The 13,804-nt window shown below is 56.4% G+C and carries 10 protein-coding genes; 5 read left to right on the top strand and 5 right to left on the bottom strand.

Going from position 1 to position 13,804, the window contains the following annotated elements:
- Window positions 1-172: 172 nt before the first annotated feature.
- The 3 genes from VSQ83_RS02960 to VSQ83_RS02950 all read left to right on the top strand — a co-directional run bounded on the left by VSQ83_RS02960 (window position 173) and on the right by VSQ83_RS02950 (window position 6,084).
- Window positions 173-4,033 (top strand): bifunctional diguanylate cyclase/phosphodiesterase, encoded by a 3,861-nt coding sequence (locus VSQ83_RS02960; protein WP_326425247.1) that lies wholly within the window; start codon window positions 173-175, stop codon window positions 4,031-4,033.
- 99 nt (window positions 4,034-4,132) lie between these two features.
- Complete coding sequence (gene glyA / locus VSQ83_RS02955) at window positions 4,133-5,386, top strand: serine hydroxymethyltransferase (protein ID WP_133078606.1); 1,254 nt, start codon at window positions 4,133-4,135, stop codon at window positions 5,384-5,386.
- A 143-nt stretch (window positions 5,387-5,529) separates the two neighbouring features.
- The gene (locus tag VSQ83_RS02950) at window positions 5,530-6,084 is read left to right on the top strand and encodes a hypothetical protein (RefSeq protein WP_326425245.1); all 555 of its coding nucleotides are present in this window, start codon (window positions 5,530-5,532) and stop codon (window positions 6,082-6,084) included.
- A 226-nt stretch (window positions 6,085-6,310) separates the two neighbouring features.
- Here VSQ83_RS02950 and yjiA read toward each other — a convergent pair whose 3' ends face one another.
- The 4 genes from yjiA to radA form a co-directional block, all read right to left on the bottom strand.
- Window positions 6,311-7,285: a GTPase gene (gene yjiA / locus VSQ83_RS02945; RefSeq protein WP_133078608.1), complete on the bottom strand. Its 975-nt coding sequence runs from the start codon at window positions 7,283-7,285 to the stop codon at window positions 6,311-6,313.
- Between the two features lie 143 nt (window positions 7,286-7,428).
- Window positions 7,429-7,626, bottom strand: coding sequence for a YbdD/YjiX family protein (locus tag VSQ83_RS02940; protein WP_007937254.1), 198 nt, complete (start codon window positions 7,624-7,626; stop codon window positions 7,429-7,431).
- A gap of 15 nt (window positions 7,627-7,641) precedes the next feature.
- Complete coding sequence (locus VSQ83_RS02935) at window positions 7,642-9,708, bottom strand: carbon starvation CstA family protein (RefSeq protein ID WP_133078609.1); 2,067 nt, start codon at window positions 9,706-9,708, stop codon at window positions 7,642-7,644.
- 215 nt (window positions 9,709-9,923) lie between these two features.
- Window positions 9,924-11,291: a DNA repair protein RadA gene (gene radA / locus VSQ83_RS02930; protein WP_133078610.1), complete on the bottom strand. Its 1,368-nt coding sequence runs from the start codon at window positions 11,289-11,291 to the stop codon at window positions 9,924-9,926.
- Between the two features lie 122 nt (window positions 11,292-11,413).
- Between radA and mscL the strand changes: the two genes are divergently transcribed.
- A complete protein-coding gene (gene mscL, locus VSQ83_RS02925) occupies window positions 11,414-11,827 on the top strand; it encodes a large-conductance mechanosensitive channel protein MscL (protein WP_133078611.1) in 414 nt (137 codons plus the stop codon).
- A gap of 72 nt (window positions 11,828-11,899) precedes the next feature.
- Here the strand turns inward: mscL and VSQ83_RS02920 are convergent, their stop codons facing one another.
- Window positions 11,900-12,676: a ferredoxin--NADP reductase gene (locus VSQ83_RS02920; protein WP_133078612.1), complete on the bottom strand. Its 777-nt coding sequence runs from the start codon at window positions 12,674-12,676 to the stop codon at window positions 11,900-11,902.
- 369 nt (window positions 12,677-13,045) lie between these two features.
- On the opposite strand from VSQ83_RS02920, the gene VSQ83_RS02915 reads away from it, so the two are divergent.
- Complete coding sequence (locus VSQ83_RS02915; RefSeq protein ID WP_326425243.1) at window positions 13,046-13,759, top strand: autoinducer binding domain-containing protein; 714 nt, start codon at window positions 13,046-13,048, stop codon at window positions 13,757-13,759.
- The last annotated feature ends 45 nt before the right edge of the window (window positions 13,760-13,804 follow it).

Here is a 13,804-nt window from a genome sequence, read left to right as displayed (position 1 = left end):
CTCGCAGAAAATGCATAAATGTAGACGCCCGAATCTACCTGAATGCGCTGAACAGGGCAAACCAGTGCAGACCAGAGGGCTGGCACTTTGCCACAACCCAAGGCATGCTAGGCGCCCTCTGGGCGTCTTTAGGGGGCCTGGCGCCAATGCCGCCAAATTGCAGGATCACACGTTGCCCAATGTCACGCCGCCCACTCTGAATAAAGCGTCCAACCCACTTCTTGGGACGCCTGTGCGCGGAACGTTGAAAAGTGCATTGGCCACTCTGGTTCTGTTGCTGCTGGCGATGTTGTTCTGGTTGTTGATTGAGCAGTTCCAGGAAACGCTCCAGCAAGAGCGTCAAAACAGCATCAACTACAGTGCCGATCTGGCCGACCACATCAGCCTGAGCATGGAAGTACGGGCCGAAACCGCCCTTAATCTGCTTCCTGTCGATACGCTGCCGAAAACCCTGCGCCAACAGCAGGCACTGGTCAATCAACTGCATCAATACGTACCCTCGCTCCAGAGCCTGGTCTTGCTCAGCACTGCCGGGCAGGTCGTGTTCGACAGCGCTGGCACCACCCCCGACGCTGCATTCCTGGCTGAATGGGCAAGCCTGATCCCCTCGCGAAAACGTACCGACGGCTATTACTTCAGCAATAACGCTGACGCCAGCATGTTCTATTTGTTGCTGCGCCAGCCCGCAGGCGATATCGGTGGTTACTGGCTGCTGCGCATGAGCCCGGAACTGCTGCAAAACATGACACACCAGAACGCCAGCAGCAGTCGGCCACAATGGCTGATTGAAAACGTGAAAACCCGCAAGGTCCTGAAGCGTGCCTACAGCCCCATTTCGCCAGCCTCAACCCTGAGCCAGCAGGATGAAAGCGACACCGTACAACTGAGCCCCATCAATCACAGCGACTGGCAGTTACGCGGGCTGTTCAATGAACGCCAGGCGGTTGAACGACTGCTGCCCGGACTGATCGTCAAATGCCTGCTCGGCTTGCTCTTTTCGTTGCTGCCGATCATTGCGCTGCTCAACATGCGCGGCCGCCAACGCCAACTGCATGAAGGCCGCCGCCGTTATCACGATATTTTCGAAGGCACCGGGGTTGCCCTGTGCGTGCTCGATCTGTCCAGCTTGCCGGGGTTTCTTGAGCGCGAAAAACTCCACGACAGCAGTGACCTCAAGCAATGGCTAAGCGACCACCCCCAGCTTCGTAGTCAATTATTTGCGCAACTGCGCATCACTGAAGTCAATCAGGTCGCCATGCAGCTGCTGGAGGTCGAATCCGGGGACGGTGCCTGGCTAAAGCTGATTAACGGCTGCCCCCAAACCAGTTCGGCCATTGGCCATCAAATCGTCGAAACCGTACTGGATCAACAGCAGCAACTTGAACTGGAAGTAAAGCTGAGCGATGCCAGCGGCCGGGATCAACATGTGTGGCTGGTGCTGCGCCTGCCTGAAGACCCTCAGGACTATCACGCGGTCATCCTGAGCATCAGCGACATCACAAGCCGCAAGCTGATCGAATTGTCCCTGCAAGAGCGCGAAAGTTTCTGGTCGGATGTCGTGCGTACCGTACCTGACCACCTCTATGTGCAAAATGTAATCAGCCAGCGGATCATATTCAGCAACCATCACCTTGGGCAGACCCTGGGCTACAGCGCCATCGAACTTCAGGAAATGGGCGCATATTTCTGGGAACTGTTGCTGCACCCGGATGACGCCGAACGTTATCACCAGCTGCGCCAGCAGCAACGGGAAGATGGCTATAAGCACTTGATGCAGTGCCAGTTGCGCTTTCGTCATCAGCAAGGCACCTGGCGGCGCTTTGACATCCGTGAGCAGGCCTTTGCCCGTGACACCGGGGATCAAGTCACGCGCATTGTCGGGGTGGCCAAAGACATCACCGACCAGATCGAAGCCAGTGAGTCACTGCGTGACAGCGAGCAGCGCTACCGGATGCTGGCCGAAAGCATCAGCGACGTGATTTTCTCCACCGACAGCACGTTGCGCATGAACTACCTCAGCCCCTCCATCCAGACCGTGCTGGGGTACGACGCACAATGGGTGTTCGACAATGGCTGGCAGTCAATTATCGCGACCCCGCAACAACTGGAGGGTATCTACAGCCTGATCGAACGTATCCGCGCCGCCCTGCACACACCTCGACAACTCTCAGCCCTGCGCGCCCAGGTGCAAACCCAGTTGTTCCTGTTCGACTGCTTGCGCGCTGACGGGCATAAAGTCCCCATCGAGTTGCGGCTGGTACTGGTGTGGGATGAAAACGATGGCTTCGAAGGCATTCTGGGCGTTGGCCGTGATATCAGTCAGCAACGTCGTGCTGAAAAAGACCTGCGCATGGCCGCTACGGTGTTTGAGCACTCCACCTCGGCCATCCTGATTACCGACCCCGCCGGTTATATCGTGCAGGCCAACGAAGCCTTTAGCCGGGTCAGCGGCTACGCCGTGGCCCAGGTGCTGGACCAATTGCCGAGCATGTTGACCGTTGATGCCCAACAACGCGCGCACCTGACCTATGTGCTCAAGCAACTGCATGTCAATGGCACATGGGAGGGCGAAGTCTGGCTCAAGCGTCTCAACGGCGAACACTACCCGGCGTGGGTCGGCATCACTGCCGTGCTCGATGACGAGGGTGATCTGGCCAGCTACGTGTGCTTCTTCAGTGACATCAGCGAGCGCAAAGCCAGTGAACAGCGAATTCACCGCCTGGCTTACTACGACGCCCTGACGCACCTGCCTAACCGGACGCTGTTTCAGGATCGCCTGCACACTGCGTTGCAACAGGCCGAACGCAACAAGTCGTGGGTTGTGCTGATGTTCCTCGACCTCGACCGTTTCAAGCCGATCAATGATTCCCTGGGCCACGCCGCAGGCGATCGAATGCTCAAGGACATGGCCATCCGCTTGCTGGCCTGCGTCGGTGACGACGACACCGTGGCGCGTATGGGCGGTGACGAGTTCACCCTGCTCCTGCAACCACGAGCCACCCGTCAACTGGCCTTGAACCGGGCCATCAGCGTGGCCGAGCAAATCCTTGCCAGCCTGGTAAAACCCTTTGTACTGGAAAGTCGCGAGTTCTTTGTAACCGCCAGTATTGGCATTGCCTTGAGCCCGCAAGACGGCAACGAACTCAGCCAGTTGATGAAGAACGCCGACACCGCGATGTACCACGCCAAAGAGCGCGGCAAAAACAACTTCCAGTTCTATCAGGCAGACATGAACGCCAGCGCCCTTGAGCGCCTGGAACTTGAGAGCGACCTGCGCCACGCCCTTGAACAGCAAGAGTTCATCCTTTTTTACCAGCCGCAATTCAGCGGCGACGGCAAACGGCTGACCGGGGTTGAAGCATTGCTGCGCTGGAACCACTCCAGGCGCGGACTGGTGCCGCCCGGTGACTTTATCCCGGTACTCGAAGAGCTGGGCCTGGTGGTCGAAGTGGGTGACTGGGTGCTGGCCGAGGCCTGTCGCCAGCTCAAGCTCTGGCACCAGGCCAAAGTGCGCGTGCCCAAAGTCTCGGTCAACATCTCGGCGCGCCAGTTTTCCGATGGCCAACTGGGCACGCGCATCGCCACGATCCTCAAGGAGACCGGCCTGTCCCCTGCCTGCCTGGAGCTTGAGCTGACCGAAAGTATCCTGATGCGCGAAGTCAGCGAAGCCCTGCACATTCTGGCCAGTCTGAAAAACCTCGGCCTCAGCATTGCCGTGGACGACTTTGGCACCGGTTATTCATCGCTCAACTACCTCAAGCAATTCCCGATCGATGTCTTGAAAATCGACCGTACCTTTGTCGATGGCCTGCCCTCAGGCGAACAGGACGCGCAGATTGCCCGTGCAATCATTGCAATGGCCCATAGCCTAAACCTGGCCGTCATCGCCGAAGGCGTGGAGACCCAGGAGCAGTTGGATTTCTTGCGCGAGCATGGGTGCGATGAAGTGCAAGGCTATCTGTTTGGTCGCCCGATGCCAGCACATCTACTGGTCAAGCAACTGCAAGCGGCCAGTGATGAACTGCACATGTGAATCCTGCCTCTCATCACCGTGAATCGCATTCATATGCCAGATAAAACCCATTGAGTTAGAATGCCCTCCTTTTCTGCCCCCCGATCCCTGAGGACCGCCATGTTCAGCCGTGATTTGACACTTGCCAAGTTCGACGCCGACCTTTTTGCCGCCATGGAGCAAGAAGCTCAGCGCCAGGAAGAACATATTGAGCTGATCGCTTCGGAAAACTACACCAGCCCAGCGGTCATGGAAGCTCAAGGCTCGGTTCTGACCAACAAATACGCCGAAGGCTACCCGGGTAAGCGCTACTACGGCGGCTGCGAATACGTCGACGTCGTTGAGCAACTGGCTATCGACCGTGCAAAAGAGCTGTTCGGCGCCGATTACGCCAACGTTCAGCCACACGCCGGTTCCCAGGCCAACAGCGCTGTCTACCTGGCCCTGTTGTCGGCTGGCGACACCATCCTGGGCATGAGCCTGGCACACGGCGGTCACCTGACCCACGGCGCCAGCGTTTCGTCCTCGGGCAAGCTGTACAACGCCATCCAGTACGGCATCGACGCCAACGGCCTGATCGACTACGACGAAGTAGAGCGTCTGGCCGTTGAGCACAAGCCAAAAATGATCGTGGCCGGTTTCTCTGCCTACTCGCAGATCCTGGACTTCCCGCGTTTCCGCGCTATCGCTGACAAGGTTGGCGCCTACCTGTTCGTCGACATGGCTCACGTAGCCGGTCTGGTAGCGGCTGGCGTTTACCCTAACCCGGTTCCGTTTGCTGACGTGGTCACCACCACCACTCACAAAACCCTGCGCGGTCCACGTGGCGGCCTGATCCTGGCCAAGGCCAACGCCGACATCGAGAAGAAGCTGAACTCGGCTGTCTTCCCGGGTTCGCAAGGCGGCCCACTGGAGCACGTCATCGCCGCCAAGGCCGTGTGCTTCAAAGAAGCTCTGCAACCAGAGTTCAAGGCTTACCAGCAACAAGTCGTGAAAAACGCCCAAGCCATGGCATCGGTGTTTATCGAGCGCGGCTTTGACGTGGTATCGGGCGGTACTGAAAACCACCTGTTCCTGCTGTCGCTGATCAAGCAGGAAATCTCCGGCAAAGACGCTGACGCCGCACTGGGCAAAGCGTTCATCACCGTGAACAAAAACTCCGTGCCGAACGATCCACGCTCCCCGTTCGTGACCTCGGGTCTGCGTTTCGGTACTCCGGCTGTTACCACTCGCGGCTTCAAAGTAGAAGAGTGCCGTGAACTGGCTAACTGGATCTGCGACATCCTGGCTGATATCAACAACGAAGCCGTTATCGACGCCGTTCGCGAAAAAGTCAAAGCCATCTGCGCCAAGCTGCCGGTATACGGCAACTAAGTGTAAATAGCTGAATAAAAAGCCCGGCTCTTGAGCCGGGCTTTTTATTGCCCCAGTTATTTTGAAACATATCGCCATATATCCATGGGTGATAACGACCTAATCTGAACTTTATGCTTTTCACCAACAACAGAGTTCAGACAATGACTAACGATACACAACAATCATTCATCGCCACCTTACAAGTACCGAACCATAACCTTCATCTATTAGGGACGCTTCACGGCCAGCCTGTAACAGTCACTGACGTATTTGCCAGCGGCGGTTTCTTCACCGGCCGGCCGCAGACCAGAGACGACTCCGCAGCCGTGGGGATTCAGGCCCACGCCATAGGCGGGGTCAAGACGGTACTCAAACTATATTTCCGGCATACCGTAAAAGGGTATGAAATACATATCAAACACGCCGGCCAGTATGATCGGCACCGGCTGGCCAAAAACCATATGGATATACTCTATGCGAGAAGTCCGACACTAAAACACCCACTTACCTTCACGTTGCTTGATGAAAACAATACGGCCGTTACAGCTGACAACTTAAGTCAAGCTCATATACTGATCACTCTAAAAACTCACAACAATAAGTATATAGGGGTAAAAAGAGCCAAGGGCTCGCCTCACTCATACTTGGGAGAAACCGCTGAAAGCCACAAAATGGTATTTCTTTTAAGTGTGATAGAAAGAAACGGGGCTTACTAACCCACACCGGGTCATCTTTATGTGGGAGCGGGCTTGCTCGCGATTCAGGCAATGCGGTCTTTCAGACAAACCGTGTCGATATCATCGCGAGCAAGCCCGCTCCCACACAATGTAGTACGTGACGTTTTTATTCGGGTAGCAAACGCCAGCCCAATACGTTCAGCAGGTCACAACCGGCGCGAAGCAACAGCGTCGCAGCCATTGGCAAAGCGGTGCGAAAAACCCGCTATTTTCGTGAGGCTAGAACATCAAACCCCTCGCGAATCTTGGCTTCAGGCAAGTCATCGGCAATAAATACCATCACGCTGTCGCGCACCTCACCCTCCGCCCACTCAGTGTCCCAGTCGAAGCCATAGAGCTTGAGCACGCCCTGAAACACCAGCCGTCGATCTTCACCGGCAATGCTCAGCACGCCTTTGTAACGCAGCAATTGCTTGCCGTGATCTTCCAGCAGTTCGTTCATGAACGCGCTGAGGCTGTCGATATCTAGCGGTGTTTCGGTGCGCAGCACAAGGCTTGAGATGCGGTCGATAGATGACGCAGGCTGCACCGGACGCAAATTCAGGCCACCGCCCAAGTCTGCATTGAGATTGAACCCTCGGACATCCAGCAACTCGGCCAGATCTATCTTGCCGTGCTCAACCACACGAATCGGCGCCCGGCGGTTGATACGGGTCAAGCGTTCGCTTAAGGCATCAAAGGTGGCGTCATCCACCAGGTCGCGCTTGCTCACCAACAGGCGGTCAGCAAAACCGATTTGTGCCTGGGCGATGGTTTGGCTCAGGTGTACATCGGCGTGCGCGGCGTCCACCAGGGTGATGATGCCGTCCAGCAGGTAACGCTCGCGCAGTTCTTCGTCGATGAAAAAGGTTTGCGCCACCGGTGCCGGGTCGGCCAGGCCGGTGCATTCGATCACCAGGCGGTCGAACGCTATTTCGCCACTGTCCAGACGCTCCAGCAGCAGGTACAGCGCCTTGGTCAGGTCGGTGTGAATGGTGCAGCACACACAGCCATTGGCCAGTGTCATGACTTGCACGGGCTCATCACCCAACAACTGGGTATCGATCCCGGCATCGCTGAATTCGTTCTCGATCACGGCGATTTTCAGGCCATGTTCGGCCTTGAGCAGGTAACGCAACAAGGTGGTTTTACCGGCACCCAAAAAGCCACTGAGGATGGTGACGGGGATTGGAGAGGACATGCACAGTCTCCTTGAAATGACGCAAAAAAAAGTGGGAGCGTGCTTGCCCGCGACTCAAGCAGCGCGGTGTAACGGATACACCGCAGAGCACTCATCGCGAGCAAGCCCGCTCCCACAGTCAGATGCAACTTAGCCCTGAGGGGCTAGCAGCACTTGGGCCCACCCTTGCCGCCGTAACGGGCTTCCTGGCGTTCGCGAAAGAACGCCTCGTAGCTCATGACAGGCTTGTCCGGGTGCTTGGTTTGCATATGCTCGACGTAGTTGTCGTAGTCGGGCATGCCGACCATCAGGCGCGCGGCCTGACCGAGGTATTTACCGAGGCGACTCAGGTCATTGAACATGATTGCAACCCTCTGTTATGCATCCGGCATGACTTGGTACGGCGACTCTTTATCCGTACGTACTTTACTGCCCCATGCTGCCACGCCCACCTTGATCGCAAAGAACAGAATGCTGAACACCACGAACAGGAACAGCACGGTCAGACCGGCGTTGGTGTAGGCGTTGATGATCACGTGCTGCATCTGGTCGATGTTTTTCGCCGGGGCAATGACTTGGCCCGCTTCCAGCGCAGTGCTGTACTTGTTGGCCAGGGCCAGGAAGCCGACCGCAGGGTTGGCGTCGAACAGCTTGATAAAACCTGCAACGGTGGTGCAGATCAGCAGCCAGATCGCTGGCAGCATGGTCACCCAAATGTAGCGTTGACGCTTCATTTTGATCAGCACAACGGTTGCCAGCATCAGCGCGATACCCGCCAGCATCTGGTTAGAGATACCGAACAGCGGCCACAGGGTGTTGATGCCGCCCAATGGATCGATCACGCCCTGATAAAGCAGGTAACCCCACATCGCTACACAAAGGCCTGTTGCCAGCATGTTGGCGCCCCAGGACTCGGTGCGCTTGAGTGCAGGCACAAAGCTGCCCAGCAAGTCTTGCAGCATAAAGCGACCGGCACGGGTACCGGCGTCAACCGCCGTCAAGATAAACAGGGCTTCAAACAAAATGGCGAAGTGATACCAGAACGCCATTGTGTTTTCGCCCGGCAACACGTTATGCAGGATCTGAGCGATACCCACAGCCAGTGTCGGTGCGCCGCCGGCACGGGCCAGAACGGTGGTTTCACCAATATCCTTGGCCAGTGCGGTCAGTGCATCCGGGGTAATTGCAAAGCCCCAGCTGCTAACGGTTTGCGCAACAGTCACCACATCACCGCCGACGATGGCCGCCGGGCTGTTCATGGCGAAGTACACGCCCGGCTCGATGACCGAAGCGGCAACCATGGCCATGATGGCCACGAAGGACTCCATCAACATCGCGCCGTAGCCGATGTACCGGGAGTTGCATTCGTTATCCAGCAACTTGGGTGTAGTACCCGAAGAAATCAGTGCGTGGAAACCCGATACCGCACCGCAGGCAATGGTGATGAACAGGAACGGGAACAGACCGCCTTTCCAGACTGGGCCAGTACCGTCGGTGAACTGGGTCAATGCTGGCATTTTCAGCTCAGGCATGGTGACCAGAATGCCGATGGCCAGTGCCACGATGGTGCCGATTTTAAGGAAGGTCGACAGGTAGTCACGCGGTGCCAGAACCAGCCAAACCGGCAGCACGGCTGCAACAAAACCATAACCGATCAGCATCCAGGTGATCTGCGTACCGGTGAAGGTAAACACCGGAGCCCATTCAGGGCTTGCCGCAATCTGGCCCCCCAGCCAGATCGAGCCGAGCAACAGCAGCACACCGACAATGGAGATCTCACCAATGCGGCCCGGGCGGATGTAGCGCATGTAAATGCCCATGAACATCGCAATCGGGATGGTCGCCATCACGGTGAACATGCCCCACGGGCTTTCGGCCAGGGCCTTGACCACGATCAGCGCCAGCACCGCCAGGATGATGATCATGATCAGGAAGCAACCAAACAGCGCGATGGTGCCCGGGATCTTGCCCATTTCCTCACGCACCATGTCGCCCAAAGAGCGACCGTTGCGGCGAGTGGACATGAACAGGACCATGAAGTCCTGCACCGCACCGGCCAGAACAACACCGGCGATCAGCCAGAGCGTGCCCGGCAGATAGCCCATTTGCGCGGCCAAAACCGGCCCCACCAACGGTCCGGCGCCAGCGATGGCGGCGAAGTGGTGACCAAAAAGAATGTGCTTGTTGGTCGGCACATAGTCCAGACCATCGTTGTTGAGCACTGCAGGGGTAGCGCGACTGGGGTCGAGCTGCATCACCTTGGTGGCAATAAACAGGCTGTAATAACGGTAAGCAACCAGATAAATGGCAACCGCTGCCACTACGATCCACAAGGCGTTGATCGCCTCGCCCCGGCGTAACGCAACTACGCCAAGGGCGCAGGCTCCTACAATTGCCAGCACCAGCCACGGAATGTGGCGTAGCAGGCTATTTTTATTATTCATTTTTTAATTCCGGCCAGTTGGACAAGAAAGACTGCCCCCGGAGTTTAGCGCTCTTGGCTCTAAAGACCAGCCCCTAACGTTGGTCTAGAGCCTTCTTTTGTGGGTTTGTGCTGGCTGGCGCTGCATAGTTGTCCCGTGCAACGCCACTGTCAGTTCCGGCCTCCTGGCCAAGACCCGCGATCAAACCCTGCAGATTTTTTTACAGGTATGAAACCCTATTCAAACAACGCATCCAGTGCCTGCTCAAGGCGGGTCACACCGATGACCTTCAAGCCCGGCGGAGACTCTTTGGGGGCGTTGCCCTTGGGCACGATGGCACGCTTGAAACCGTGCTTGGCCGCTTCTTTAAGCCGCTCCTGACCGCTGGGTACCGGGCGCACTTCGCCGGACAAGCCAACCTCACCAAACACCAGCAGATCATGGGGCAGCGGTCGATTGCGCAGACTGGACATCACCGCCGCCATCAGCGCCAGGTCGGACGCGGTTTCCAGCACCTTGACCCCGCCCACCACGTTAAGGAATACATCCTGATCATGAGTGGGAATACCGCCGTGGCGATGCAGGACAGCCAGCAGCATGGCCAGTCGATTCTGATCCAGACCCAGGGTCACACGGCGCGGGTTGGACATATGGCTGTCGTCCACCAGTGCCTGCACTTCCACCAGCATGGGACGGGTGCCCTCCCAGGTGGCCATGACGACGCTGCCCGGCACTTCTTCCTGAGCACGGGTAAGAAAAATAGCTGACGGGTTGGAGACTTCTTTCAGGCCTTTGTCGGTCATGCCGAACACACCCAGCTCGTTGACCGCGCCAAACCGATTTTTCACTGCGCGCAACAGACGCAAGCGACCGTCAGACTCACCCTCGAAATACAGCACGGTGTCGACCATATGCTCCAGCACCCGCGGTCCGGCCAGCGCACCCTCTTTGGTCACGTGGCCCACCAGGAAAATGGCCGTGCCGCTCGACTTGGCATAGCGCACCAGCAATGCCGCACTTTCTCGCACCTGGGACACACCGCCCGGCGCCGACTGCAGTTGCTCGGTGAAGATGGTCTGGATTGAGTCGATCACCATGACCTTGGGTTTTTCGAGCTTGGCGGTGGCGATGATGTTTTCGATACAGGTTTCGGTCATCACCTTGAGCTGATCCTGGGGCAGCCCCAGGCGTCGGGCGCGCATGGCCACTTGCTGCTGGGACTCTTCGCCAGTGACATACAGCGCAGGCATGCGCGTAGCCATCTGACACAAGGTTTGCAGCAAGATAGTGGACTTGCCGATACCCGGGTCACCGCCGATCAACACCACCGAACCATCGACCAGACCGCCCCCGAGTACCCGATCCAGCTCACCGGAAGCGGTGGAGAAGCGCGGGATTTCTGCAATGCTGACTTCGGCCAGGGTTTTGATCTGGGCCTGTTGCCCTGTCCAGCCGGTACGGCCACTGGGCGGCGCGGCGCCGCCGCTTTCTACAATGGTCTCGACCAGGGTGTTCCAGACGCCGCACTCGCCGCACTGCCCTGCCCACTTGGGAAAGGTTGCGCCGCACTCTGTGCAGCCGTAAATGCGCTTGGGCTTGGCCATCTGAACTCCAGGGAAAAAACGCGATGATAGCCCACTGAGCTTTGATCAGTGCGGCGCGGGCATGATCTGCCATGCTGAATTACACTGCACCCACCAACTTCATCTGTAACAAGGAATATCCAATGAGCGTGATAAGTGAGTTCAAGGCCTTCGCGGTCAAAGGGAACGTGGTCGATATGGCCGTCGGTATCATCATCGGCGCGGCATTTGGCAAAATCGTTTCGTCCTTCGTGGGTGACGTGGTCATGCCACCGCTGGGCCTGTTGATTGGCGGTGTGGACTTCAGTGACCTGGCCATTACGCTGAAAGCGGCCGTTGGCGATGCCCCGGCCGTGGTCGTGGCATATGGCAAATTCATCCAGAGCGTGATCGACTTTATCATCGTGGCGTTTGCCATCTTTATGGGTGTAAAGGCAATCAACCGCCTGAAGCGCGAAGAGGCAGTCGCGCCAAGCGCCCCGCCTCTTCCTTCTAAAGAAGAAGAACTGCTGGGCGAAATTCGTGACCTGCTTAAAGTTCAAAACAACCGACCTTAACTGCCAAACATGAATAACGGCGCCCCAGGGCGCCGTTATTTATTTCATGCTGCTCGACATGTAAAACTTACACTACCAGTAGTTCTCAACAGCAACTTGTCCGGGCCGACGACTCAGGCTCAACTGCATGTCACGGGCCTTCAACAACTTGCGTGTGTCATCAATCATTTGCGGATTGCCACATAACATCACCCGCGAATGTTCGCGGGTCAGATCAACACCCGCCGCCTGCTCAAGTTCACCGTTTTCGATCAAGGTGGTCATTCGCCCGTTCAATGCACCGGGCACTCGCTCACGGGTGACGATCGGAACATACACAAACTTGTGTGCATACTCAGCAAGGTAATCACGGGAAAATAAGCCTGCAATGAGATCCTGATAGGCCAGTTCGCGCGCTTCGCGGGCACTGTAAACCAGCACAATGCGCTCGAATTTTTCCCATACTTCAAAATCCTGGAGGATCGACAGGAACGGTGCAATGCCGGTCCCCGTTGCCAGCAACCACAGATCACGCCCGTCAACAAAACGATCCAGGGTCAAAAAACCAAATGCCTGGCGCTCCACCAGCAAGGTGTCACCCACTTCAAGACGACTGAGCTCACTGGTGAACTCTCCCCCCGGTACCACAATCGAAAAGAACTCCAAGAACTCGTCATGGGGTGAAGAGACCATGGAATAGGCGCGCCAAACCGTACTGCCATCCGCCTTGGTCACGCCAAGCCTTGCAAACTGGCCTGCGGTAAAGCGAAAGCCCGGGTCGCGAGTGGTACGCAATGTGAACAGGCTGGGGGTCAGCGGTGTGACATCGAGAAGCGTCTGCTGGGTAAATTTTTCTGCGCTGGCAGTCATGGGGCACTCCATTGACGAATGCCTCTAGTGTCGCCCAAAGACGCCAGGAGAAACACCGATGGTTTGTGATGGCTTTGAGACAGCCTTCCAGGGGCAAACAAGGGGTCGCCGACAAGGTTCGTATTAATTAACTCACACAGCGCCCGGATCCAATTTATCTAAAGCAACACACAGCTATATATATAAACCCGAAAAAGCATAATTAAACTCACTGTTTAAATTATCACCCGCATCTATAAACACGCCATATTACCCACCCCCCTATTTATATTTTGTAACCAACAACAACATTTCAAACACCATCTAGAATAAACTTAGTAACACACCGCCTATTGTCACCCACTTACTGTCGGGCCGCCGGAGCGCCTTATGACCGCACATCATTTAATCAACCAGAACCAACACTTCGCCTGCAGAAGCGAAGCTGAATTGGGTTCCGACACACTCAAACGAATAGAAGAGTACGGCTTTAATTATTTCTTCTTTCGCACGATCCCTCGACATGGCAATGTAATAACGAATAGTAAAGTATTAACAAACTATCCAAATGATTATGTCGAGCGGTATGAAAAAGGGCCTCTTACGCAAAAAAATCCACTCATGACTCACTGCCAACTATCGATCCTGCCCATTATTTGGAGCGCCGATGTTTTTCGTGATGCTCCCGACCAGTGGAAAGCCACCCAAACCTGCGGGCTGACCTATGGCTGGTCGCAGTCGGTGCATGACCCCAATGGCGCAGTGAGCATGTTGAGCCTTGCCAGAAAAGCCCCTCCTGTGTCGCAGGACGAGTTTTCGGGCAAAGCTGCCAGCGTGCTGTGGCTGTGCAATCAGTTACACAGCGCCATGCTCGAACGCTTCCACCTGCGCCATAGGCTGACGATCAACATCATGCGTTTGTCCGAACGTGAGTTGGAAGTCCTCAAGTGGACTGCCGAAGGCAAAATCGCTTCCGACATTGCCATGATTCTGAGCCTGAGCACCCGCACCGTGAACTTCCATATCAGTGGTGCAATGAAAAAACTGGGGGCCAGCAACAAAACCTCGGCCGTGGTCATGGCGGCCAGGTTTGGCCTGCTGTAAACGGACACTGCGCTAAAGTGGATAAACCCGTCAGGCAATCTGCGG

Source organism: Pseudomonas sp. DSV-1 (genome assembly GCF_035830915.1).
GTDB lineage: Bacteria > Pseudomonadota > Gammaproteobacteria > Pseudomonadales > Pseudomonadaceae > Aquipseudomonas.
This window is presented reverse-complemented; position numbering and strand designations above follow the sequence as displayed.